The 23,859-nt window shown below is 70.6% G+C and carries 27 protein-coding genes; 23 read left to right on the top strand and 4 right to left on the bottom strand.

Annotated features, from left to right (window positions below; genetic code table 11):
• Positions 1–108: 108 nt before the first annotated feature.
• The 6 genes from AC1ROW_RS08380 to AC1ROW_RS08355 all read left to right on the top strand — a co-directional run bounded on the left by AC1ROW_RS08380 (position 109) and on the right by AC1ROW_RS08355 (position 4,263).
• Positions 109–912: an EAL domain-containing protein gene (locus AC1ROW_RS08380; RefSeq protein ID WP_493018421.1), complete on the top strand. Its 804-nt coding sequence runs from the start codon at positions 109–111 to the stop codon at positions 910–912.
• 71 nt (positions 913–983) lie between these two features.
• Entirely contained in the window at positions 984–2,321 is a 1,338-nt protein-coding gene (locus AC1ROW_RS08375; protein ID WP_493018420.1) for a GGDEF domain-containing protein, read from the top strand.
• 74 nt (positions 2,322–2,395) lie between these two features.
• Positions 2,396–3,250, top strand: a complete 855-nt coding sequence (locus AC1ROW_RS08370; protein WP_493018419.1) for a serine/threonine-protein kinase — start codon at positions 2,396–2,398, stop codon at positions 3,248–3,250.
• Between the two features lie 94 nt (positions 3,251–3,344).
• Positions 3,345–3,647 (top strand): DUF7882 family protein, encoded by a 303-nt coding sequence (locus tag AC1ROW_RS08365; protein WP_493018418.1) that lies wholly within the window; start codon positions 3,345–3,347, stop codon positions 3,645–3,647.
• Entirely contained in the window at positions 3,647–3,997 is a 351-nt protein-coding gene (locus tag AC1ROW_RS08360) for a DUF7882 family protein (RefSeq protein WP_493018417.1), read from the top strand. The genes AC1ROW_RS08365 and AC1ROW_RS08360 overlap by 1 nt, the downstream gene beginning before the upstream one ends.
• A complete protein-coding gene (locus AC1ROW_RS08355) occupies positions 3,994–4,263 on the top strand; it encodes a hypothetical protein (protein WP_493018416.1) in 270 nt (89 codons plus the stop codon). Before AC1ROW_RS08360 ends, AC1ROW_RS08355 begins: the two co-directional genes overlap by 4 nt.
• Before the next feature lie 267 nt (positions 4,264–4,530).
• On the opposite strand, the gene AC1ROW_RS08350 is transcribed toward AC1ROW_RS08355, so the two are convergent.
• A complete protein-coding gene (locus AC1ROW_RS08350; RefSeq protein WP_493018415.1) occupies positions 4,531–5,298 on the bottom strand; it encodes a sirohydrochlorin chelatase in 768 nt (255 codons plus the stop codon).
• Positions 5,299–5,487: 189 nt separating this feature from the next.
• Here AC1ROW_RS08350 and AC1ROW_RS08345 point away from each other — a divergent pair, with 189 nt between their 5' ends.
• From AC1ROW_RS08345 to cysK, 12 genes are read left to right on the top strand one after another with little or no spacing between them, the layout of a single operon-like run.
• The gene (locus AC1ROW_RS08345; protein WP_493019000.1) at positions 5,488–7,194 is read left to right on the top strand and encodes a nitrite/sulfite reductase; all 1,707 of its coding nucleotides are present in this window, start codon (positions 5,488–5,490) and stop codon (positions 7,192–7,194) included.
• A complete protein-coding gene (locus tag AC1ROW_RS08340; RefSeq protein WP_493018414.1) occupies positions 7,191–7,931 on the top strand; it encodes a phosphoadenylyl-sulfate reductase in 741 nt (246 codons plus the stop codon). The genes AC1ROW_RS08345 and AC1ROW_RS08340 overlap by 4 nt, the downstream gene beginning before the upstream one ends.
• Positions 7,913–8,851: a sulfate adenylyltransferase subunit CysD gene (gene cysD / locus AC1ROW_RS08335; RefSeq protein ID WP_493018413.1), complete on the top strand. Its 939-nt coding sequence runs from the start codon at positions 7,913–7,915 to the stop codon at positions 8,849–8,851. Before AC1ROW_RS08340 ends, cysD begins: the two co-directional genes overlap by 19 nt.
• Positions 8,852–8,877: 26 nt before the next feature.
• Positions 8,878–10,194, top strand: a complete 1,317-nt coding sequence (locus tag AC1ROW_RS08330) for a sulfate adenylyltransferase subunit 1 (RefSeq protein WP_493018999.1) — start codon at positions 8,878–8,880, stop codon at positions 10,192–10,194.
• Positions 10,195–10,205: 11 nt separating this feature from the next.
• The gene (locus tag AC1ROW_RS08325; protein WP_493018412.1) at positions 10,206–11,267 is read left to right on the top strand and encodes an ABC transporter substrate-binding protein; all 1,062 of its coding nucleotides are present in this window, start codon (positions 10,206–10,208) and stop codon (positions 11,265–11,267) included.
• 4 nt (positions 11,268–11,271) lie between these two features.
• Positions 11,272–12,024, top strand: a complete 753-nt coding sequence (locus tag AC1ROW_RS08320) for an ABC transporter ATP-binding protein (protein WP_493018411.1) — start codon at positions 11,272–11,274, stop codon at positions 12,022–12,024.
• Entirely contained in the window at positions 12,014–12,919 is a 906-nt protein-coding gene (locus AC1ROW_RS08315; protein WP_493018410.1) for an ABC transporter permease, read from the top strand. The genes AC1ROW_RS08320 and AC1ROW_RS08315 overlap by 11 nt, the downstream gene beginning before the upstream one ends.
• The gene (gene cobA / locus AC1ROW_RS08310; RefSeq protein WP_493018409.1) at positions 12,916–13,671 is read left to right on the top strand and encodes a uroporphyrinogen-III C-methyltransferase; all 756 of its coding nucleotides are present in this window, start codon (positions 12,916–12,918) and stop codon (positions 13,669–13,671) included. Before AC1ROW_RS08315 ends, cobA begins: the two co-directional genes overlap by 4 nt.
• Before the next feature lie 13 nt (positions 13,672–13,684).
• Positions 13,685–15,073: an FAD-dependent oxidoreductase gene (locus AC1ROW_RS08305; protein WP_493018408.1), complete on the top strand. Its 1,389-nt coding sequence runs from the start codon at positions 13,685–13,687 to the stop codon at positions 15,071–15,073.
• Positions 15,070–15,414, top strand: a complete 345-nt coding sequence (fdxA, locus tag AC1ROW_RS08300; protein WP_493018407.1) for a ferredoxin — start codon at positions 15,070–15,072, stop codon at positions 15,412–15,414. The genes AC1ROW_RS08305 and fdxA overlap by 4 nt, the downstream gene beginning before the upstream one ends.
• A complete protein-coding gene (locus tag AC1ROW_RS08295) occupies positions 15,407–16,351 on the top strand; it encodes an NAD(P)/FAD-dependent oxidoreductase (protein WP_493018406.1) in 945 nt (314 codons plus the stop codon). The genes fdxA and AC1ROW_RS08295 overlap by 8 nt, the downstream gene beginning before the upstream one ends.
• Positions 16,352–16,392: 41 nt before the next feature.
• Positions 16,393–17,331: a cysteine synthase A gene (gene cysK / locus AC1ROW_RS08290; RefSeq protein ID WP_493018405.1), complete on the top strand. Its 939-nt coding sequence runs from the start codon at positions 16,393–16,395 to the stop codon at positions 17,329–17,331.
• Positions 17,332–17,408: 77 nt separating this feature from the next.
• On the opposite strand, the gene AC1ROW_RS08285 is transcribed toward cysK, so the two are convergent.
• On the bottom strand, positions 17,409–18,218 hold the full coding sequence (locus tag AC1ROW_RS08285; RefSeq protein WP_493018404.1) for a phosphatase PAP2 family protein: 810 nt from the start codon (positions 18,216–18,218) through the stop codon (positions 17,409–17,411).
• A gap of 185 nt (positions 18,219–18,403) precedes the next feature.
• Here AC1ROW_RS08285 and AC1ROW_RS08280 point away from each other — a divergent pair, with 185 nt between their 5' ends.
• The 3 genes from AC1ROW_RS08280 (at position 18,404) to AC1ROW_RS08270 (ending at position 20,177) form a co-directional block, all read left to right on the top strand.
• Entirely contained in the window at positions 18,404–18,790 is a 387-nt protein-coding gene (locus tag AC1ROW_RS08280) for an SHOCT domain-containing protein (protein WP_493018403.1), read from the top strand.
• A gap of 118 nt (positions 18,791–18,908) precedes the next feature.
• Entirely contained in the window at positions 18,909–19,592 is a 684-nt protein-coding gene (locus AC1ROW_RS08275; RefSeq protein WP_493018402.1) for a hypothetical protein, read from the top strand.
• Positions 19,593–19,940: 348 nt separating this feature from the next.
• Positions 19,941–20,177, top strand: coding sequence for a hypothetical protein (locus AC1ROW_RS08270; RefSeq protein WP_493018401.1), 237 nt, complete (start codon positions 19,941–19,943; stop codon positions 20,175–20,177).
• A gap of 78 nt (positions 20,178–20,255) precedes the next feature.
• Here the strand turns inward: AC1ROW_RS08270 and AC1ROW_RS08265 are convergent, their stop codons facing one another.
• Positions 20,256–20,897 carry a DUF805 domain-containing protein gene (locus tag AC1ROW_RS08265; RefSeq protein WP_493018400.1) on the bottom strand — a complete coding sequence of 214 codons (642 nt, stop codon included), beginning with the start codon at positions 20,895–20,897 and terminating at the stop codon, positions 20,256–20,258.
• 239 nt (positions 20,898–21,136) lie between these two features.
• On the opposite strand from AC1ROW_RS08265, the gene AC1ROW_RS08260 reads away from it, so the two are divergent.
• Positions 21,137–21,601: a GyrI-like domain-containing protein gene (locus AC1ROW_RS08260; protein ID WP_493018399.1), complete on the top strand. Its 465-nt coding sequence runs from the start codon at positions 21,137–21,139 to the stop codon at positions 21,599–21,601.
• Positions 21,602–21,765: 164 nt separating this feature from the next.
• On the top strand, positions 21,766–22,338 hold the full coding sequence (locus AC1ROW_RS08255; RefSeq protein WP_493018398.1) for a hypothetical protein: 573 nt from the start codon (positions 21,766–21,768) through the stop codon (positions 22,336–22,338).
• 98 nt (positions 22,339–22,436) lie between these two features.
• On the opposite strand, the gene AC1ROW_RS08250 is transcribed toward AC1ROW_RS08255, so the two are convergent.
• On the bottom strand, positions 22,437–23,810 hold the full coding sequence (locus AC1ROW_RS08250; RefSeq protein ID WP_493018397.1) for an erythromycin esterase family protein: 1,374 nt from the start codon (positions 23,808–23,810) through the stop codon (positions 22,437–22,439).
• Between the last annotated feature and the right edge of the window lie 49 nt (positions 23,811–23,859).

Raw genomic sequence — 23,859 nt, 5'->3', positions numbered from 1 at the left:
GGGAGGTGGCCGCAAATCTTACAACATTGCGCCCCGTTTGCCAACGCCCCCGCCCTTCCTCGCCGATGCGGGAAACTAGGACGGTTCGAACGAGTCGGGAGGTCTACCGTGCGCACTGAGGATCGCCTCGCGCTGCTGGAGCATGACCTCCCTGCGGCGGCGGGTCGCGGTGAGATCATCGCGTTGTTCCAGCCGCAGTTCTCGCTCGCGAACGGAGCGGTCGTCGGGGCGGAGGCGCTGAGCAGATGGGTCCACCCGCGGTTCGGACTGATCTCTCCCGGCGAGTTCATCCCGATGGCCGAGCGTCTCGGGCTGGTCGGCGGGATCGGCGATGTGATGCTGCGGCTCGGCTGCCACGCCGCGCGCGATTGGCAGAACCACGGGCACCCGATCGAGGTCGCGGTCAACGTGTCGATCCTGCAGCTGCGGACAGCGGCGATCGTCGACACGGTCGCCGGGCTGCTCGATGAGTTCTCGCTCGCGCCGCGCCTGCTGACGCTCGAGGTGACCGAGACCACGCCGGTGACCCAGGTTCCCGAGGCGATCGACACCGTCCACCGGCTGAGCGGGCTCGGCGTCAACATCTCGGTCGACGATTTCGGGGCCGCCTATGCGTCGCGGGAGCAGGTCATCGCCCTGCAGGCGACCGAGCTGAAGGTCGACCAGACCCTCGTGCAGGAGACCCAGGGCGCGCACGCCGAGGATCTGGCGCAAGCGGTCGCGTTCGGCAAAGAGCACGGCATGCGCCTGGTCGCCGAAGGCATCGAGACGGAGGCGCAGCTCGCCCGCGTCCGCGCTCTCCAGTGCGACCGCGGCCAGGGCTATCTGCTGTCGCGCCCGACGACCAAGGCCGACGTGGACAGCCTGCTGGTCGGCGTCGGCGGAAACCGCGCCGCCGGTAGGGCGCGCTAACTTGACGATCGTCTCAGAAACCGTCACGCTCAACACATGCATTTAGACCGGTCACGCGCTTGAGGCGCGACGTGCTCGACGAAGTCGCGCGCATGCAGCCCTTCCCGCGAGCCCTCATCGACCGATCCCACACTGTCGTCGACGCCAACCTTGCATTCGAGGTCTGGGCCGGCCGCACCTCTGAGCAGCTCGTCGGCGAGCCGCTCGCCGCGGTGCTCGGCGTCGACCCCGACGAACTGGCCGCCGCACTGGCGACGGGCAACACGGGCGGAATCCGCCTCGCGTCCACTGCGCACGCCTACCAGGGGACGCGGAGCTCGCTTGTCATCCGTGCCGTCCGCATCTCGGGCGGACACACGATCGTCGCCTTCGACCCGGAGCTCGCCGCGGTCGGCGAGCGCACCGCCGCGCTCGGCCGACGCGAGAGCGACCGGCTGCAGCTGCTGCTCTCCGCCTCCGTCGCGTTCGCGAAGACGCGGACGGAGGAGGAGCTCGGCGAGCTGCTGTCGGAGACCGCGCGCCGGGCGTTCAACGCGACCGCGTGCAGCGTGCACACCGGCGAACCGGGCAACTACACCCTCGTGGCGGGAGAGAACCCGCTGGCGAAGGAGTGGCCGGAGGACGCGCACAGCGAGTCGATGCAGCTCGGGAGCGTGGTGACGATCCAGGAACCCGCCGAGGTCGACATCGTGGCGCCCGGGCTCGGGCTGAGCGGCGTCTTCGAACGGTCGGGCGTCTACGGTCTCATCGCCGTGCCGATCATCGAGGACGACGTCCTGTACGGCGCGTTCGCCTGCTACTTCGATCAGCCCCGAAAGTTCGACGATCAGGCCATTCCGCTGGCCGAGGCGCTCGCCCAGCTCGCCGGGCAGGTGCTCGTCCGGATCCGCCTGGAGGCGCGGCTGCGCCGTGCTGCGATGCTCGACGAGGTCACCGGCCTGCCCAATCGGCGCCTGTTCGACGAGAACCTGCACCAGACCGAGCGCGCGCACGCGGACCAGATGGCCGTGCTGTTCGTCGACCTCGACGGGTTCAAAGCCATCAACGACACGCTCGGGCACGCCGCCGGTGACACGGTGCTCAAGGAGGTCGCCGAGCGCCTGAACCGGGTCTTCCGTCAGGAGGACATGATCGCCCGTTACGGCGGAGACGAGTTCATCGCCGCCCTGCAGGTCGCCGGCACGTCGGACGCGCTCGAACTGGCCGACCGGGCGAGAGCGGCCATCGCCCAGGACTTCCCCGGCATCCCGCGGGAGCTGAACATCACCGCGAGTGTCGGGATCGCCATCGCGGACGGGGAGGTCGGCACCCACTCGATCGACCACCTCATCCGCCTGGCGGACCAGGCGATGTACGCAGCGAAGCGGGGCGGCGGCGACCAGGCGGTCGTTCACGGGGCCTACCGGTAGCGGCACCCCATACCGCGGTCTCGCGCCGCCGTCTATGGGGGGCGGAAACGTGTGCAATCCCGGAGAATGGGAGGGTGGCCAAACCCGACATCCCGGTCCCGCTCCTGCTCGGACGGTACCGGCCTACCCGGCTGCTCGCGCGCGGCGGCACCTCGATGGTCTTCCGCGCGCGCGACGAGAACCTGGGCCGCGACGTCGCCGTCAAGCTGTTCTCCTCTGGCAGCCAGAACGACGTGGCGCGGTTCCGGGCAGAGGTGGGCGTGCTCGCCGCGCTCCGCCACCACGGTGTCGTGTCGATCCTCGACGCGGGCGTCGACGACTCGTCGCCCAAGGACCCGCGCCCGTTCCTGGTCATCGAGCTGGTCGAGGGCGACACGCTCCGCGCGGTGCTGAACGCGGGCCCGATGGCCACACGGCAGATCGGCGAGGTCGCGTTCGAGGTCGCCGAGACGCTCGAGTACGTCCACGCGCGCGGCGTCATCCACCGCGACGTGACACCGTCGAACATCATGATCGTCGACTACGGCACCCGGTTCTCGCGTCCGAGGGCGCGGCTGACGGACTTCGGCATCGCCATCCACGCCACCCGCCCCCAAGACCTCGCGGAGGCGACCTTCGGGACGGCCCCCTACCTGAGCCCCGAGCAGGTGCGCAGCGAGAAACTGACGCCGGCGTCGGACATCTATTCGCTCGGCCTCGTCCTGCTGGAGTGCTTCACCAGGACCGTCGCGTTCCCGGGGACGCCCGTCGAGTCCGCGCTCGCGCGGCTGGACCGCGATCCGGAGACGCCCGACAGCATCCCGGAGCGGTGGCGCACCCTCATCCAGGAGATGACCCAGTCCACTGCGTCGCTGAGGCCGTCCGCGGCGGATGTCGCGACCGCGGCGCGGGGAGCCCTGCGCGCCGACCGGGAACACGAGCCCGCATGAGCGCGTGCGTCGCCCGGCCGGCGGCCGGGGCAGCATATGATCGAGTCGCCGGTGGGACCCGCCCCGGCGCCCGAGTTCGGAAGGAGAGCTCCGGTTGGGCACTCTGATCTACGGTTCCGGCGCGAAGATCGACATCGACGACCGCCTGCTGGCCCACCTGCAGCTGGTCATCACGTCGAAGCTGCGGCGGAACGAGCAGTTCCTGTTCGAGTGGGAGCACGACGAGGCCTACTCGCGCGGCCGGACCGCCATCTGGATCAACCCGTCCGTCCCGGTGCACTTCCAGTACGTGGGCAGCCGCAGACCCGCCCTCAACCGGGCGTGGACGGAGGCCCTGATGGACGCCGCGAACAGCGTCGGCGGCCTGCGCGCGGTCCCCGAGCCTGCGGAGCGCTGATGGGGACCCTCTACTACGGCGACGCCATGTCGTCCGTCGAATTCGACGACCGGCTGCTGGCCCACCTGCAGCTGGCGATCGTCACGAAGCTGCGGCGGAATGAGAGCTTCGTGTTCTCCTGGGACATCCCCGTCGCCGGCGGAAGCGGCTCCAACTCGATCTGGCTCTCCCCGACCGTCGGCATCCGCTTCACGTACCCCACGCACGCGCGCGAGCCCATCAACCGCGCGTGGGTGGAGGCGCTCGTCCGCACGGCGAACAGCGTGTCCGGCCTCCGCGTCGTCGACGAACCTCCCGCAGGCGTCGAGGCGCACGCCCACGACAAGACCGACAGAACGGATGAACAGTGATCGTCAACAGGCTGACCGTGGACGGCAAGGACTATTTCCTGCCGGGATCGGTGACGGAGCTGCGCGAGAAGATCAAGGCGGCGATCCAGGCGGGCGGCGACTACGTGAACATCCCGCCGCTGCACTCGGGCCCCGGGATCGACATCCTGTTCTCGCCCGGCATGCCGGTGGTGTGGAGCCAGATCGATGTCGGAGGCGAACCGGAGGCGGACGGCACGGAGGTGTCGCAGTCGGCGATCGACGACGACACGTTCGACGGACTGTGAGCACCGCCTCGCCGAGCTCGCTTCACGCGGCGTAACGAGAGCTATCGCCCCGGGCCGAGCCCGCATATCCTGCCTCGCGATCCCACCGAACGCGAGGAGATGAGGCACCGTGTCCGATCGAGAGACCGAGCACAGGCGAGCCCTGGTGTTCTTCGCGGGGCTGAGCGCGTGTCTCATCCTGATCGCCGTCGCGAGTCTCACGCTCTCGCCTGCGGCCACGGCCCCGGGTGTGACGGTGTCCGCACTGGTGCTGCTGGGCGGCGCAGTCTACGGTCTCATCGCGTCGATCGTGCTGCTCGCGCGTCGTCGCGGCGTCGCGACGGGTGACAGCGCGACCCCGGCGCCGGACAGCGCGGAGAAGTAGCGGTCGCGCGCGACGGCGACGAGCTCCCAGTCGGTCATCCGGTCGTGGTGGAGCAGAGGCTCGGTGACGACACCGGCCGCCGTCCGCTGCGCGAGTCGGTGGAAGTAGCCCGGGGCGAGCAGGTAGCTGGCGACGAGCACCCGTCCAGCGCCGTCGGTCGCAGTCCGGGCGACCGCGATATCGAGGGATGGTTGTGCCGCGCTGAGGAAGCCGACCGTCACCGGGCGGTGGCACGCGACGCCGAGGAGGAGACCCGCCTCCAGCCCGTCATCGACGCCCGCGCGGTCGCTCGAGCCCGCAGCGGCGAGCACCACGCGGTCGTCCCGCGCGAGCCCGGCTTCGTGCAGCCGGCGCCGCAGGATCTCGGCGAGCCGCCGGTCGGGACCGAGCGCGGGGGCGATGATGACGCGCTCGCCGTAGGGCGCCGCGGCCTCCGGGAGGTCGTGGCCCAGGTGGTAGCCACGGGACAGCAGCAGCGGGACGATCACGACGGTCGCGTCCTCCGGCAGCACGCTGAGCGCGGACGCGACGTCCGGCTGCTGCACGTCGACGAACGCGTGGGCGGCCAGGTCGGCATCCACCGCGTCGTGGACGGCGAGGGCGAAACGCTCGATGGCCCGCTGGCCCAGCGGGTCGGAGGTGCCGTGCGAGACGGTGAGGATGGCGATCATGTGCTCTCGGGAGGGGTCGCGGTTCGGTCGGTTCGGGACATGCTCGTGGCCGCCCCAGGATGCCTGAATACTCGTTCAGTCTTTCTGGATTGCGTCCATTTATTACCGTCGCCCTTCCGTCGCACTTCGCATCCGGCCTAGGTTCCCTTCTCGATCCGCCCGTCGGCGGAGGAGGGAATTCCCGTGACGATCTCGGAACAGCACACCGCACGGACGGCCGCTCGGCCGCGCCGGACGGACGCCCGGCCGAACGGTCAGTGGGCGGTCGACGGCAGGGAGCCGTTGAACGCCAACGAGGCGTGGAAGCAGGAGGACGGCGGACTGGCCGTCCGCGAGCGCATCGAGCGCGTCTATGCCGACGGCGGCTTCGCGTCCATCGACCCCACCGACCTGCACGGCCGGTTCCGCTGGTGGGGTCTCTACACGCAGCGCAAGCCCGGCATCGACGGCGGCAAGACCGCGACCCTGGAGCCGCACGAGCTCGAGGACGAGTACTTCATGCTGCGCGTCCGGATCGACGGCGGCCAGCTCACCACCGCCCAGCTGCGGACCATCGCGGGCATCTCCACCGAGTTCGCCCGTGACTCCGCCGACCTGACCGACCGGCAGAACATCCAGCTGCACTGGATCCGGGTGGAGGACGTCCCGGAGATCTGGCGGCGGCTGGAGGCCGTGGGCCTCAGCACGACGGAGGCGTGCGGCGACGTCCCCCGCGTCTTCCTCGGCTCGCCGGTCGCGGGCATCGCCGCCGACGAGCTGATCGACCCGACGCCGCTCATCCAGGAGATCGCCGACCGGTTCCTCGGCGACCCCGACCTCGCCAACCTGCCGCGCAAGTTCAAGACCGCGATCAGCGGCCACCCCAGCCAGGACGTCGTCCACGAGATCAACGACGTCTCGTTCGTCGTGGTCGAGCACCCCGAGCTCGGCGTCGGCTTCGACCTGTGGGTCGGCGGCGGCCTCTCGACCACGCCCCGACTGGCCGAACGGCTGGGCGCGTTCGTCCCGGCCGAGCGGGTGCCGGAGGTCTGGCACGCGGTGGTCCAGATCTTCCGCGACTACGGCTACCGCCGCCTCCGCAACAAGGCTCGCCTGAAGTTCCTGCTCGCCGACTGGGGCGTGGAGAAGTTCCGCGACGTGCTGGAGACCGAATACCTGGAGTCTCCGCTTGCGGACGGACCGGCACCGGCCGCGCCGACCACCGCGGGCGACCACGTCGGCGTCCACAGACAGAAGGACGGCCGCTACTACATCGGCGTGACGCCGTTCGTCGGCCGCGTTTCGGGCACGACCCTCGGGCAGCTCGCCGACCTCCTGGAGCGGCACGGCTCGACCCGGCTGCGCACGACGCCGCACCAGAAGATCCTGGCCCTGGACATCCCGGAGGACCGCGTCGAGGCCGTCGTCGCCGAACTGGACGAGCTGGGACTCAGCGCGAAGCCGAGCGTGTTCCGCCGCGGCACGATCGCCTGCACGGGCATCGAGTTCTGCAAGCTCGCGATCGTGGAGACCAAGGCCACCGCGACAGCGGCCGTGCAGCAGCTGGAGGACCGGCTCGCGGGTCTCGACCTGCCGACGCCGCTCAGCCTGCACGTCAACGGCTGCCCGAACTCGTGCGCGCGCATCCAGACCGCCGACATCGGACTGAAGGGCCAGCTGCTCCCGGACGGGAACGGCGGCCAGGTGCCCGGTTTCCAGGTGCACCTCGGCGGCGGCCTGGCTTCCCGCGACCGCGACGAGGCAGGCCTCGGCCGCACGGTCCGCGGCCTGAAGGTGACCGCCGACGGGATCGCCGACTACGTGGAGCGTGTCGTGCGGCGCTTCCTCGCCGACCGCGGCGAGACCGAGACGTTCGCCGAGTGGGCGCACAGGGCAGACGAGGAGGCGCTGCAGTGACCGCGACCAATCTGGGCAGCGCTCCGACGCGGCCCGCAGAGCTTCGTCCCGTGGACGAGCTTCGCGCTCTCGCTGAGCGCGGCGCCCGCGAGCTGGCGGACGCGACCGCCGAGCAGATCGTCCGCTGGGTCGCCGACAACTTCGCCGTCGAGCGCACCGCCGTCGCCTGCTCGATGGCCGACGCGGTCCTCCCGCACGTCGTCGCGACCGCGCTCCCGGGCGTGGACGTGCTGTTCCTCGACACCGGCTACCACTTCGTGGAGACGTACGTCACCCGTGACGAGGTCGCCCATGCGCTCGACGTCCGTGTGGTCGATGTGAAGCCGAAGCAGACCGTCGCCGAGCAGGACGCCGAGTTCGGCGCCGAGTTGTTCGCCCGCGACCCGAATCTGTGCTGCGCCCGCCGCAAGGTGGAGCCGCTGCAGCGCGCGCTCACCGGCTACGAGCTCTGGTTCACCGGCGTCCGTCGCGAGGAGGCGCCCACGCGCACCGCCACCCCGTTCGTCTCGTGGGACGAGAAGAACGGCCTGGTGAAGGTCAACCCGCTCGCCGCGTGGACCTTCGACGAACTCCTCGACTACGCCACCGCCCACGCGGTGCCGCTCAACCTGCTGCTCTCCAACGGGTACCCCTCGATCGGGTGCGAACCGTGCACCAAGCCGGTGGCCGAGGGGGAGGACCCGCGCTCGGGCCGCTGGGCGGGACTCGCCAAGACCGAATGCGGGCTGCACCTGTGAGCGCCGTCGTGAACGCGGGGCCGACGGCCTCCCTCGCCCTGATCGACCAGCTCGAGGCCGAGTCCATCCACATCATCCGCGAGGTCGTCGCCGAGTTCGAGCGGCCGGTGCTGCTGTTCTCCGGCGGCAAGGACTCCGTGGTGGTGCTGCACCTGGCCGCGAAGGCGTTCTGGCCGGCGCGGATCCCCTTCTCGCTGCTGCACGTCGACACCGGGCACAACTTCCCGGAGGTCCTCGACTTCCGCGATGCGACCGCCGAGCGGTTCGGCATCCCGCTCGCCGTCGCCCGCGTGCAGGACTACATCGACGACGGCCGGCTCACCGAGCGCGCCGACGGCACCCGCAACCCGCTGCAGACCGGCCCGCTGCTCGACGCGATCGAGGCCGGGCGCCACGACGCCGTGTTCGGCGGCGCCCGCCGCGACGAGGACAAGGCGCGGGCGAAGGAGCGCATCCTCTCGCTGCGCGACGGCTTCGGCCAGTGGGACCCGCGCAACCAGCGGCCCGAGCTGTGGAGCCTCTACAACGGCCGGCACACCCCCGGCCAGCACGTCCGCGCGTTCCCGATCAGCAACTGGACCGAGCTGGACGTCTGGCGCTACATCGAACGCGAGGGCATCGAGCTGCCGCCGCTGTACTACGCGCACGAGCGCGACGTGTTCGCCCGCGACGGCATGTGGCGGGCGATCGGACCGGTCTCGCCGGCCGACCGCGGCGAGACCGTCGAGCGCCGCCTGGTGCGCTATCGGACCGTCGGCGACATGAGCTGCACGGGCGCCGTCGAGTCCGACGCGCGCGACGTCGCCGCCGTGGTGCGGGAGGTCGCGGCCTCCACCCTCAGCGAGCGCGGCGCCACCCGGGCCGACGACCGCATCTCCGAGGCCGCGATGGAAGACCGGAAACGGCAGGGATACTTCTGATGACTCTCCTCGACGACGACACCCGCATGGGCGCTCCGGCGCCGGCGGCAGGAACGCGCGGCACGCTGTTCCGCTTCGCCACGGCCGGCTCGGTGGACGACGGCAAGTCGACCCTGGTCGGCCGGCTGCTGCACGACTCGAAGGCGATCCTGGCCGACCACCTCGCCGCGGTCGAGCGCACCTCCCGGGAGCGCGGCTTCGGCGGGGAGGCCGGCGGACTCGACCTCGCGCTGCTGACCGACGGCCTGCGCGCCGAGCGCGAGCAGGGCATCACCATCGACGTCGCGTACCGCTACTTCGCCACCGACGCCCGCTCGTTCATCCTCGCCGACTGCCCGGGCCACGTGCAGTACACACGCAACATGGTCACCGGCGCCACCACAGCCGACGCGGTCGTGCTGCTCGTGGACGCCCGCAACGGCGTGCTGGAGCAGACCCGCCGCCACCTCGCGGTCATAGGCCTGCTGCGCGTGCCGCACGTCATCGTGGCGATCAACAAGATCGACCTGATCGGCTTCGACGCCGAGCGGGTGCGGGAGGTGACGGAGGAGCTCGTCGCCGTGACGACGGAGCTCGGCATCACCGGCCTCCACGTCATCCCCGTCTGCGCGGTCGACGGCGACAACGTCGCCGAGCGCTCGGGCCGCACTCCCTGGTACGACGGCCCGGCGCTGCTCGAGCTGTTGGAGGCGCTGCCCGGCGCCGACCGGCTGGAGGCCGCGACCGACCCGCTCCGGCTGCCGGTGCAGCTCGTCCTCCGGCCGCAGGGCGCCCTCGCCCCCGGGCTGGACGCCGCCGACTACCGCGACTACCGTTCGGCCGCGGGCCGCATCGCCTCCGGCGCCGTGCGCGTCGGCGACCGGGTGAGCGTCCACCCCGGAGGCGCGACCTCGGTCGTGACCCGGATCGACGTCGCCGGTCGCAGCGTCCGGTCCGCCGTCGCTCCGCAGTCGGTCGCCGTCAGCCTGGCCGACGACCTGGACCTCGCCCGCGGCGCCCTGCTCGGCGCGGCGGGCACGCTCCCCGAGCCGCGGTCGGCGATCACCGCCGAGGTGTTCTGGCTGGACACCTCCCGCGGCGCCGCCGGCGCGCGGCTGCTGCTGAAGTGGGGGACCGCGACCGTCCAGGCGCGACTCAGCGCGATCGAGGGCCGCCGCGACCTGACCACGCTGCAGGTCGTCCCCGCCGAGACCCTGGAGGTCAACGACATCGGCCACGTCTCCCTCCAGCTCGCCGAGGCGCTACCGGTGGAGCCGTACGCGGCCAACCGGGAGACCGGCGCCTTCCTGCTCATCGACCCCCAATCCGGCGCGACCCTCGCCGCCGGCATCGTCTCCTCCTGAAAGGCTTTTCCTTGCGCACCCGACTCCGCACCGCAGCCGTCCTGATCCTCGCCGCCGCGACCGCCGCCCTCACCGGCTGCGCCGCGAGCACTGCCGCCAGCACTCCGGCGGCCACCGGCACTCCCGCGTCGACCATCCGGGTCGGCTACTTCGACAACGTCACCCATGCTCCGGCGCTGGTCGGCATCCACCGCGGCCTGTTGCAGAAGGCGCTCGGGAAGACGACGCTGAAGACCACGCAGTTCAACGCGGGCCCGGCCGAGGTCGAAGCGCTGAGCGCCGGCGCGATAGACGCCGCCTACATCGGCCCGAGCCCGGCGATCAACTCCTACCTGAAGAGCGCCGGCCAGTCGCTGAAGATCGTCTCCGGGGTCGCCGTCGGCGGCGCCGCCCTGGTGGTGAAGGGCGACATCGCGTCGGCCGGCGAGCTCAAAGGCAAGACCATCGCGACGCCGCAGCTCGGCAACACCCAGGATGTCGCGCTGCGCTACTGGCTCACCAAGAATGGCCTGCACACCTCGACCACCGGCGGCGGCGACCTCACCATCGCCCCGACCGACAACGCCCAGGCGCTGACCGCGTTCCAGGGCGGCAAGATCGACGGCGCCTGGGTGCCGGAACCGTGGGTGTCCCGGTTCGTGATCGACGGCGGCGCGAAGGTCCTGGTGGACGAGGCGTCGCTGTGGCCCGGCGGGAAGTTCCCGACCACCGTGCTCGCCGTCTCCGCGAGCTTCCTGAAGGCGCACCCGCAGACGGTGAAGGCGCTCGTGCAGGGCAACTCCGACGCGGTCGCCGCGCTGAAGGACCCCGCGACGGCGGCCGCCGACATCAACGCGCAGCTCAAGGCCGACACCGGCAAGACCCTCGCCGACGGCGTGCTGGTGCGGGCGCTCGACCACGTCTCCTTCGCCACCGACCCCGACGCCGCCGCCTTCCCCACCCTCGTCCAGCACGCGACCGCGGTCGGACTCGGGACGAAGGGCTCGCTGAAGGGACTGTTCGACCTGACCGGGCTGAACGCCGTCCGCGGCGCGGCCGGCCAGTCGGCGGCCTCGGCCGGCGGCCTGGGGTGACGATATGACCGACCTCGACCGCACCGCCGTCACGCTCGCGGGGGTGAGCAAGCGCTTCGGCGCGCACGCGCCCGTCGTGCTCGATGGGGTGGACCTGCGCGTCGGCGACGGCGAGTTCGTCTGCCTGCTCGGGGCGTCCGGCTGCGGCAAGTCGACCATCCTGAACCTCATCGCCGGGCTGGAGGAGTCGACCGCGGGGGAGATCGCCGTGCCGAGCGGGCCCGTCGCCATGATGTTCCAGGATGCGGCGCTCCTGCCCTGGCTGACCGCCCGCCGCAACGTCGAGCTCGCCCTCGACCTCGCCGGCGTGCCGCGCGAGCGTCGCCGCGCCCGCGTCGACGAGCTGCTGGCCCTGGTCTCGCTGTCGCACGCCGCCGACCGCCGCCCGCACGAGCTCTCCGGCGGGATGCGGCAGCGCGTCGCCCTCGCCCGCGCGCTCGCGCAGGACCGGCACGTGCTGCTGATGGACGAGCCGTTCGCCGCGGTCGACGCGATCACCCGCGACCTGCTCCACGTCGAGCTGGAGCGGATCTGGCGGCAGACCGGCCGCACCATCGTCTTCGTCACCCACAACGTCCGGGAGGCCCTCCGCCTCGGGCAGCGCATCGTGCTGCTCAGCTCGCGGCCCGGCCGCGTCGCCGCTGAGTGGGAGGTCCCGGCGCCCGTCCGCGCCGGCGCCGACCCCGTCGAGGCCGCCCGCCTGGACGACGAGATCACCGGCCGGCTGCGAGAGGAGCTGATCCGCAATGCCGCTTGAGACGACTGCCGTCCCCACCATCGAGCGCCCGCACTCCGGAACCGTCGAGCTGCACGCCCTGGAGGCCGGGCTCGACTCCCTCCAGACCACCCGCGACGCGGCGCCCCGCCGAGCCCGCCGGATCGCCCGTGCCATCGTCCCGACCACGGTGTTCGTGCTCGCGGCGCTGATCGTCTGGCAGCTCTACACCGTCATCGCCCACCCGCGCCCCGACCTCTACCCCGGGCCCGCCGACGTCCTCGACGCGATCGGCAGCGCGGCGGCCTCCGGCCATCTGGCCACGGCCATCGGCACCAGCCTCGGGCGCGGCGGCTTCGGGTTCCTGCTCGCGATCCTGATCGCCACCCCGCTCGGACTGCTGCTGGCGGAGGTGCGCTGGCTGCGCCGCGCGGTCGGCCCGATCCTCTCCGGCCTCCAGGTGCTGCCGTCGGTCGCGTGGGTGCCCGCCGCGATCCTCTGGTTCGGGCTGACCGATGCGGCCGTGTACTTCGTGGTGCTGCTCGGCGCCGTCCCCTCGATCGTCAACGGCCTCCTCGCCGGGATCGACCAGGTGCCACCGCAGCTGCGTCGCGTCGGCGTCGTCCTCGGAGCGAACCGCCGACAGTTGCAGACCCGGATCCTCTTCCCCGCAGCGCTTCCCGGCTATGTCGCCGGGCTGCGGCAGGGCTGGGCGTTCGCCTGGCGCTCGCTCATGGCGGCGGAGATCATCGCGGGCTCGCTCGGCTTCGGGCTGGGCTCCATGCTGGAGCAGAGCCGGGAGCTCGCGGACCTGCCGACCGTGCTCGCCACGATCCTGACCATCCTGGTCGTGGGCATCGTGATCGAGCTCGCCCTCTTCGCCCCGATCGAGCGGACGCTGCTCCGCCGCCGCGGCCTGACCGGAGGAATCCGATGAACACGCAAGCCCACGGCTCCGTCGCTCTGGTCGGCGGCGGCCCCGGCCACCCCGACCTGATCACCGTCCGCGGCCGGCAGCTGCTGACCGCAGCGGACGTCGTCATCGCCGACCGCCTCGGCCCCCGCGCGCTGCTCGACGACCTCGGCCCCGACACCGAGGTGATCGACGTCGGCAAGCAGCCGCACCATCACCCCGTTCCGCAGTCGCGCATCAACGAGCTCCTGGTCGAGCACGCCCGCGCGGGCAAGCGCGTCGTGCGACTGAAAGGCGGCGACCCGTTCGTCTTCGGCCGCGGCGGCGAGGAGGCCGAATTCTGCCGCGCGGCCGGCATCCCGGTGGAGGTCGTGCCCGGCGTGACCAGCGCGATCGCCGTCCCGTCGATCGCCGGCATCCCGGTCACCCACCGTGGCGTCGCCGCCGGCTTCACCGTCCTCTCCGCGCACACCGACATCGACGAGGTCCCCGGCGGCCCCGAGCACACGGTCGTGCTGCTGATGGGCGTCTCGGGCCTCGCGGCCACCGCGGCGACCCTTGCTGCCGGACGCCGCGGCGCGGACTGCCCGGTCGCCATCGTGGAGGACGGCTACGGCGACGGCCAGCGCGTCACCATCGGCACGCTCGGCAGCATCGCCGCGGACGCCGCCGCGCGCGGCGTCCGCTCGCCTGCCGTGATCGTCGTCGGCGACGTCGTCCGGCTGGCCGACCCCGACCTCCTTCCCATTCCTGCAGCACAGCACCGCACCGTATAGAGAGGCATTGCCCATGTCCCGACCGTTCCGCGTCGCCGTCGTCGGCGCCGGACCCGCCGGAATCTACGCCGGCAACATCCTGCGCACCCGCGCCGCCGAGGCCGGCATCGACGTCCGCGTCGACCTGTTCGAGTCGCTGCCCGCGCCCTACGGGCTCATCCGCTACGGCGTCGCGCCCGACCACCCGCGCATCAAAGGGATCGTGACCTCGCTGCACGACATGCTCGCGGACGGCTCGGTGCGACTGATCGGCAACGTGGAGGTCGGCGCCGACATCACCGTGGACGAGCTCCAGTCGCTCTACCATGCGGTGATCTTCGCCACCGGAGCCCAGCGCGACGCGGTCGTCGAGTTGCCGGGCCTCGACCTCCCCGGAAGCTTCGGAGCGGCGGACTTCGTCTCCTGGTACGACGGCCACCCCGACGTGCCCCGGCACTGGCCGCTCGACGCGAGGCAGCTCGCCGTGCTCGGCAACGGCAACGTCGCGCTGGACGTCGCCCGCGTGCTCGCCAAGCACCCGGCCGACCTGCTGACCACCGACATCCCGGACAACGTGCACGCCGGTCTGCTCGCCTCGCCCGTCGAGGACGTGCACGTCTTCGGCCGCCGCGGCCCGGAGGACATCAAGTTCACCCCGATCGAGCTGCGCGAGTTGGGCGAGGTGCCCGGGGTCGACATCGTGCTGTACGACGAGGACTTCGACCGTGCAGGCGACGACGTGACGACCGGGGAGCGGCGCGCGGCCGGCAACCAGGCCAAGGTGATGGCGCGCATCCTGCAGTCCTGGCGCGACCGCGAGCCCACGGGCGCGCCCCGTCGCCTGCACCTGCACTTCTGGCACCGGCCGGTCGAGGTGCTCGGCGAGCAGTCCGTCACCGGCATCCGCTTCGAACGCACCGAACCCGACGGCGAGGGCGGTATCCGCGGCACCGGCGAGTTCGTCGAGTACGGCGTGCAGGCCGTGTACCGGGCGATCGGCTACCGCGGCACTCCGGTTCGCGACGTGCCGTTCGACGCCGCTGCGGGGGTCATCCCGAACGACGGTGGCCGCGTCCTCGACGGCGACGAGCCCGTGGCCGGGCTGTACACGACCGGCTGGATCAAACGCGGCCCGGTCGGCCTCATCGGCCACACCAAAGGCGATGCCGGCGAGACCATCGAGAAGCTGCTGGAGGATCACGCCGCTCTTGCCACTGACGCGCGGCCCGGTGAGGAGGCCGTGCTCGACTTCCTGGAGTCCCGCGGCGTCCGCTACACCACCTGGGAGGGCTGGCTCGCGCTGGACGCGCACGAGCGCGCCCTCGGCGAGGGCTTCGCGGGCGACATCGTGCGCGAGCGCGTGAAGGTCGTCCCGCGCGACGAGCAGGTCGCGATCTCCAACCGCGAAGTGATCGTCCGATGACGTACGTGATCGCGCTGCCGTGCGTGGACGTGAAGGACCGCGCCTGCATCGACGAGTGCCCGGTCGACTGCATCTACGAAGGCGAGCGCTCCCTCTACATCAACGTCGAGGAGTGCGTCGACTGCGGAGCCTGCGAGCCGGTCTGCCCGGTAGAGGCGATCTACTACGAGGACGACCTGCCGGAGGAGTGGGCCGACTACCACGCAGCGAACGTCGAGTTCTTCACCGAACTCGGCAACCCGGGCGGGGCCGCCAAGGTCGGTCCGCAACCGTACGACCACCCGCTGATCGCCGCGTTGCCGCCGCAGGGCGAGCTGTCGTGGGAAGGCGCGCATGCCTGACGTGGTCGTCATCGGCGGCGGCCCCGCCGGGCTCTCCGCCACCCTCAACCTCGCCCGTGCCCTGGTGGACGTCGTCCTCGTGGACGCGAGCCGTCCGCGGAACTCGGCGACGCTCCGCTCGCACGGCTTCCTGACCCGGGACGGGATCCGCCCGACCGAGTTGCGCGCGCTGGCCAAGGCGGAGCTGGCCGCGTACGAGAACGTCGAGCACCTGGAGCGGCGGTCGGTGACCGCCGTCCGGAGGCAGGGCGACGGCTTCATTGTGGAGATCGCCGGCCGCGCGCCGGGGGAGCAGTGCGCGGTCTCCGCCGGCGCCATCCTCCTGACGACCGGCCTGACCGAGACGCTGCCCGCGCTGCCGAGCATCCGCTCCTACTACGGGATGAGCGTCTTCAGCTGCGTCGCGTGCGACGCCTGGGACCTCCGCGGCCGGCCGCTGGCGCTCATCGGCGAGACGCCGGACGTCGCCCGCCGCGCGGTTCACCTCGCCCGCTGGACGACCGAACTCACCGTCTTCACCAACGCGGCCCCGGCCGTCACCGCCGAGGAGGAGACGTCGCTGGAGGCGCTGGGCATCCGCGTGGAGCGCACGCGCATCGCCGATCTGGAGGGGGAGCGCGGCGCCGTCCGCTCGGTCCTGCTCGAGGACGGCCGCTCCGTCGCGATCGCCGGCGGGTTCGTGCGCCCCGAATGGAAGGTCGCGACCGGTTTCATCGACGACATCCACCCGGCCGAGTCGGCGGACGGCTTCCTGATCGCGGACGATGGCGGCCGAACCTCGATCCCCGGCGTGTACGCGGCCGGCGACGTCGTCGTGCCCGGCCCGCAGCAGATGATCATCGCGGCGGGCAACGGTGCGCGCGCCGCCGCCGCGATCGTCGACGACCTCCAGACCGCACGTCTGCGTGCTCTCGACCGCCCGGTCGAGCGGGCCTGACCACCGCCACCCACGAATCCGAACGCATCAGAAAGAGAACCATGCCAGCACAGGTCTATGAGAACATCACCGAAACCGTCGGACGCACTCCGCTCGTCAAGCTGAACAGGCTCGCCGCCGGCACCGGCGCGACCGTGCTGGCGAAGCTGGAGTTCTTCAACCCCGCCGCCAGTGTGAAGGACCGCATCGGCGTCTCCATCATCGACGCCGCCGAGAAGGCCGGGGCGCTGCGCCCGGGCGGGATCATCGTGGAGGGCACCAGCGGCAACACCGGCATCGCCCTGGCCATGGTCGGCGCCGCCCGCGGCTATAAGGTCATCCTGACCATGCCGGAGACCATGTCGAAGGAACGGCGGGTGCTGCTGCGCGCGTTCGGCGCCGAGATCGTCCTCACCCCCGGCCCCGAGGGCATGCGTGGGGCGGTGGAGGCGGCGAAGAAGATCGTCGCCGAGAACGACAACGCCATCTGGGCGCAGCAGTTCGCCAACGCCGCCAACCCCGCCATCCACCGCGCCACCACCGCCGAGGAGATCTGGGCAGACACCGACGGCGGCGTCGACATCTTCGTCTCCGGCGTCGGCACCGGCGGCACCATCACCGGCGTCGGCCAGGTGCTGAAGGAGCGCAAGCCCGACGTGCAGGTCATCGCCGTCGAACCGGCCGACTCCCCGATCCTCAACGGCGGCGCGCCCGGCCCGCACAAGATCCAGGGCCTCGGCGCGAACTTTGTCCCCGAGATCCTGGACACCGGCGTCTACGACGAGGTCATCGACGTGTCCTTCGAGGACTCCCTCGACATCGCCAAGAAGCTCGCCTCCGAAGAGGGCATCCTCGCCGGGATCTCCTCCGGCGCCATCATCTGGGCCGCCCTCCAGGTCGCCGCCCGCCCCGAGAACGCCGGCAAGACCATCGTCGCCATCGTCTGCGACACCGGCGAACGCTACATCTCCACCGCCCTCTGGGCCGACCTCCTGGACTGAACCGGGCAGCGGCACAGGACCTCCGGATCCGATCGAATCCGGGGTTCTTCAGGTTCCGACGCGAAGCCGGCCGGCGATCAGGTGCCGTGGACCTGCTTCTGCGACATCTCGCCCTCCACCTTCTCGCCTTCGACACGCACGGTGCGGCGGGTGTCGACGGCGATCACTGCGCCGAGGACGGCGAGCGACAGCGCGACCGACGACGTCGTGTCGCTGACCCAGTGGTAGCCGAGGTAGAGCCTGCTGGCCACCTGGATGGCGATGCCGGCGACCGCGACGACGAGCGCCGCCACCGTGAAGGCCTTCCGCTGGATTCGGCTGGCCACCAGGAAGGCGAGGATCAGCAGGAAGTCGGATGTGCCGAGCACGTGCCCCGACGGGAACGAGTACGTGCGGTCGGGGCCGAACAGCATCAGCCCGAGCGGAGGACGCGGGTGCCGCACGATCGGGGCGAGAACCTGGGCGAGCCCGACCCCGACGAGCATCCCGGCCGCGAGCATCAGCGGTCGCCACGCGTGCCGCGCGGTCACGGTCCAGATCACCACCGTGACGAGCACGATGATGGGCATCGCGATCGGCCCGAAGACGATCGCCAGCACGATCATGAACCCCGTCATCTCGGGCGTCCGCTGAGCGTCGAACCAGCGCTCGACGGGGACGTCCAGGCGCTCGAACCCGGTGTGCGTCATCACGTTCACCAGCAGGACGAGGAACGCGGTCAACCCGACAGCGATCAGAACTCCCGACGTGACGTAGAGCCTCCGGCGCGTCTCCGCCGGGAGATACCGTTCCTCGACGACGAACTTCTGATGCAGGTCGCTCCAGCTTCGTCGTCGGCCGGCGGGGGGCGTGCTCGTCTGCTCGGTCACGGCGCTGTTCTCGGTCACTGCTTCGGGCTCCTTCGTGGTACCGGGAGCGCACACAGTAGAGGGGGAGTCAGCGGTCTTCCAGGGCCTTGCCGTCGGCGCCGTTCCGTGTATGACCCGATTCCGGTCTAGCCACGGGCCCGCTCGTGGTCGTACGGTTCGGCCACGCGAAGCGATCCCCGCCTCGCGGGAGGAGCGGCATCGCTATGACTTTCTGGGATTTCCTGGTCTGGTCCTTCTGGTTCTACCTCGTGGTCGTCTGCATCTCGATCTTCATCCGGGTCTTCATCGACCTCTTCCGCGACCCGGAGCTCAACGGTTGGGCGAAGGCCTTGTGGGTGCTGTTCCTCGTCGTCGCGCCATTCCTGGCAGCTTTCATCTATCTGATCGCGCGCGGTGGAAGGATGGCGCAGCGCAGCATGGCCGGAGCGAGGCAGGCGCAGGCGCAGTCCAACGACTACATCCGCTCTGTGGCGGGGAGCAGTTCGCCGGCGAGCGAGATCGAGGCGGGCAAGCAGCTCCTCGACAGCGGGGCCATCACGCCTGCCGAGTTCGAGACTCTCAAAGCCAAGGCGCTCGGGGCGACGGTCTGACGGCGAGTGCGCGCCTCGGCTCTGCGGTAATACGAGCGCATGCCCCGGACTCGCACCCATAGCCGATAGAGTCCTTGGGCCCTATCGGCCACGCTCCACGGCGGTCGATGATCGCACAATGGTGTGGAGCGTGGAACGTCAGGGCGGGGTCGCCGGCTTGGTCTCGGTGGCGATCGCTCTCGTGGCAGAAGTGTTCGAACGCGGTGTCGCGCGGGGCGGCACCGATCAGGCGACGATCCGGCACTTCCAGGAGCAAGCGGCCGCCGTGCGCATGCAGACTCTGCTATTCGTTCTCGGCGCCGCCTTCCTGCTCTGGTTCCTCGCAGGGCTGAAATCCCGCCTCGCAACGGGGGAGGGGAACGACGGAGCGCTCGCCACACTGGTCCTCGTGGCCGGCGCCGCCTCGAGCACCCTCACGCTTGTCGCGCTGGCGGTCCAGGACGCGCTGACGCTCGAAACGCCATCGATCTCACTCGCCGCACTGGATGACACACTCTTTCTCGTGGCCGGCCTGCCGCTCGCCGTCGCCCTGGTCGCCGTAGCTGTCCTGGTGTTCACACGCCACGCATTCGCGACCTGGATCGGCTGGCTCTCCATCGCTGCAGCAGTGCTTCAGGCGGTGCCCCTGTTCGGCATCGTCGCCGACGGCGGCCCGTTGGCTCCCGGAGGGTGGGTATCGGCGTTTCTGCCCTACCCGCTGTACGTGATCTGGCTTACCACGGTTGCCGTGGTGATGACGGTCAAGCCCATCTCGCAAGGCGCACGGATTCGACGCGAAGACCAGACCTCTGTCAGGACGTAACTCACTGATCGTCGGCAGCGAAACCGTCTCAGCTTGATCGGCGCGTTGCGCGCTGGACCAGGACGGGTCGAACGCTTCGGTGGCCTCTCGCCGGGAGCGGCGATGCCGCGTAGGTAGACGTGCATCGCCGTTCGTGGCGGTGAGTTCAAGCGATGAGAGCCAACAAGCGCACCGTCTATCCAAAATACGAAAACGTGTCTGAACGGGTGTTTCCATCCGGCAGGCGCGATCGTATCCTGATCTTTGACGTAGGTAGACGCGACCGAGTCGTATCGAGCCCGAACCCTCCGCGGGAGTCCCCCTCATCCGGCCCAGCCGCGCGCGTGAACAGCAAGGCGGGGAAGAGTCATGCTGAGCAGGCTTGATGAATTCGAGGTTCGGGGCAGACGCTTCACCCTCTACGAGGGCGGTTCCTTCATCCTGTTCGAGGAGGATGGCGACGGGGCAGAGGGCTTAGGCACAATCGTGCGATCGGACCCCGGGTTCGTTGTGACCCCCTGGTGGAAACCGGGACTGACGATCACCGCTCCCACACTCCCTGAAGCAGTCGGCAAGCTTGTCGAGATCGCCACCAACGATCGTTGAGACGTTCGCGGCCTTCCAGGAGATGCGGCGCTCCGCGCAGAACGACGAAGAGAAGGTCACGACCCCGACCCAGCGTGGCTATTCGGCGGTGGGTGGGTCGCGGGGAGGTGCCGGAGGCTGAGCCGGAGGCTCACCCTGCTGGGTCTCGGGTGCGCGCGGTGGCTCCGGGGACGCATAGAGGGGTTGGCCGCCGGCCGGACCAGCGTAGGGAATCGGTGCCTGAGGCCAGCCGTAATCGCGCGGCTGGAGACCCGCGCCGGGGACGATCACCGTGTAGCCCGGCACCTCGTCGTCCGGGCGATCGAAACGGGCTCCGCGCGGGTTCGGGGGGAGGAGGGTCATCACGAAGATCGCGAATCCGCCCAGGCTCGGGAGGAGGAGCAGAAGCAGCAGCAGGCCGCTCAAGTCGACGTCGTGCAACCGGCGCGCCGCGAGCGCGAGACCGGGGATCAGCGTCGCGAGCCACCACGCGACGAGCAGAGCGATGCCGACGACGACCCCGGGGCCCGGTCTGAAGCTCCCCTCGGCATCGACGGACGATCCGACCAGCGAGCCGAGCAGCACGATCCCATAAACGACGAGGATGATCAGCGCGTCGGCTAACGCCCACCACCAGTACTCGCTCCGACTGGCACGCCCGTCGAAGCGCGCGTACTTCTTCCAGAACCGCACGAAGGCCTCGGCGAACGGCGCGCCGTAGTAGGGCGCCCAGAGAGGCACACGCTGCTCCTGTGATCCGGCTACGTTCATCGGTGACCCCCTGGCCCGGCACGGGTGCACCGGTCACGGTCAGGGTAGTGCTTCGCCCGCCGGTCGGGGCCTCCCCGCGATCTGCCTCAGCCATGGATGGGACCTTCAGCCCTGCCCGCACACGCGTGAGGACGCTTCACTCGCCGTAGCGCTGCAGAACACGATGCGCTCACGGTCCTCATCCAGGCTCAGCGGAGGTGCACAGTCCCATGACTACGATCTCGATTTCCGAACACACCGAGCAGCCGTCGGCGGTCGTCCGCGAGAAGGTCCGTCTGGACGAGCTCCAGGCGTTCTTCTCTCGGGCGTTCCGCGACACTATGGCGGCGCTGAGCGCTCAGGGCCGCCACCCGACCGGTCCCCCGTTCGGCAAGTACTACGGAATGCCGACCGATGTGGTCGATGTCGAAGCGGGATTTCCCGCATCGGCACCGATCGAGCCGTCCGGCGCCGTCGTCCCGGGCGTCCTCCCCGGGGGACGTGTCGTCGAAGCGATCCACGTCGGTTCGTACGACACCTTGCAGGAGGCGTACGCCGACATACAGCGCTACTTCCGCGATCAGAACCTCACACCGGGTGACGTGATGTGGGAGTCCTATCTCTCCGATCCGGGGTCGGAGCCCGACCCCGCCCGATGGCGTACGCAGATCTGCTGGCCAGTGGTCGACCGCTGACATGCCGACGGCCCACGCCCCCACGGCGGGCTGGTTGCGCCGATCCGGACCGCAGGCCGAGGCCGCCGAGGTGAGGATCGCCCGAGAGGAGGGACCTTCGGCCCGGGCGTCTGGACGCGCTGGGCCGTAGCGTTGCCGCGTCACGCCTACGGGAGGAGAAAACCATGTCAACGAAATCGACGACCGTCGCCGTCGCCACCTATGCCTCGCGGGATGCCGCGGTCGAGGATTACGAGATCATTCGAGGCGCCAAGCATCAGGGTGAGCTCGATCATCTCGCCATCGCCGTGATCGCCAAAGACGAGGACGGCAAGCTTGTTGTGGACCGCCACGACTCGACCGCGAAGCACCTTGCCTGGGGAGGCGCCATCGTGGGGGCTTCCCTGGTCGTCCTCGTCCCGCCGCTCGGGATAACCACCCTGGCCGCGGGTATCGCGGGCGGGAGCGCGGTCGCCACGGCGGGTGCGCTCGCCGGCGCGGGCGGGATCATCGGGCACTTCTATCGGAACATCCCCAAGGACACCATCGAGGAGATGGGAGCGACGCTGTCCCTGGGACAGGCCGGTCTTCTGATCATCGCCGTGGACCCGAAAGGGCTGGACATCGACGCGCTGCTGACGAAGGCCGAGAAGAAGGTCGTGAAGACGGGTGTCACGGACGAGAAGGATGCCGAGAACGACGCGCTCGAGTCCGCTTTCGAGCAGATGAGCGACACGAGCGCGACCGCAGCGGCCTGAGTTCGCGACCGGGTGTGGGAGACGCGCGGCATCTCCCGCACCCGGGATTCGTCCCTCGTGCTCTTCGAACAGGACGAAGGCTCTGCGCAGGGACGCCCTCAGAACCCCGACGGCTCTGTCTCCAGCTCCGGAGACTCCGGTCGCGGCTCGTGCGACAGCGGAGTGAGCGCGGTCGTCTGCGGGATCCAGAGCAGCGCGTCGTAGCGCCGGCCCATGACGGTGGGAACATAGTTCCCGGATTCCCGGCGCGGGTCGTACACCACTCCGACAGCGCGATGCCCGCGCTGCCTGGCGAGCCATTCCGTCCCCTCGGCCGTGGAGAACTGCAGCACGGCCGCCTCCGGGAGGGTCCGGCCGAGGAGATCCTCGTGACTGCCGGCCTGGGCGGTCGGGAGCGGGTAGACGGTCTCGGTCGAGCCCCACGACCGGCTGGCCAGCACGGTGCCGCCGCGGGTGGCGAACCCGATCAGGTAGACCGCGTCGAGGCCGTGCCGCTCGCGGAGCAGCTCGCCGATGTTGACCATGCCGTCGTTGCCCATCGTCGTACCGCGGGCGTCTCCGACATGGGTGTTGTGCGCCCACACGATCCCCCGCGTGTCGGGGCCGGCGTGCTCGGCGAGGCGGTCGGCGGTGTCGGCCATGTGGATGTCGCGGATGTTCCACGACTCCCGATCGCCCTGCAGCATGACCCGGTAGTAATGCTCGGCGTCGGCCGCTGTCAGAGCGTTCTGGAGCACGTTGAGACGCGACTCGTCGTCATCGAAGCCGGCGACGGCCTGGCCCGCTCGTTCGCGCACCGACGTTAGCAACGCGATCACGTCCGGTTCGCAGGACGCCGGGACCAGGCGGGTCGCCCAGGCATAGTCCTGAGGGTCCTCGCCGTACGGCTCGAAGCAGCGCCACGCGCGCAGGGCGGTCGGGACCGCGTCGGGAGCGTTCGCGGCGAGCCAGTCGATCACCGCTTCGAGTGACTCCCACAGCGAGTACACGTCCAGGCCGTAGAACCCCACGCGCTCGTGGGGCGGACGGGTCAGGTTCCAGCGGTGCAGCCAGTCGAGGAACTCCGCGACATCGGTGTTCGCCCACATCCATCGTGGCCACCGTTCGAAGCCGGAGAGCAGCTGATGGGCGTCCTCCCACTGCTCGGTGCGTCCCCGCACCCAGCGGTCGATACGGAAGCAGTCGGGCCAGTCGCCTTCCACCCCGATCCAGCGGATGCCGCCGAGCTCGATCAGTCGCTTGGTCAGGGCGGCGCGCCAGGCGTAGAACTCGTGGGTGCCATGCGATGCCTCGCCGATGCAGATGAAGCGTGATCGGGCGGCGCGCGCGGCCAACCGATCGAGGTCGGCGTCCGAGGCGAGCGGCGTCGCCATCGCCCGGAGGTCCGTGGCCGCCTGCGCATCGGACGGATCGGGCTGCCGCGAGCGCGGCCGCCGCGGACGCAGGGACGCCTCGTGCAGCAGCTGGACCACCTCGGCGTCGTCGGTCTGTCCGAAGTCGTCGTAATACTGACCGACCGCC

The organism is Leifsonia sp. GW821-FHT13C09, from assembly GCF_058806435.1.
The sequence above is the reverse complement of the archived record's forward strand: the minus strand, read 5'-3'. Positions and strand labels throughout refer to the sequence as shown.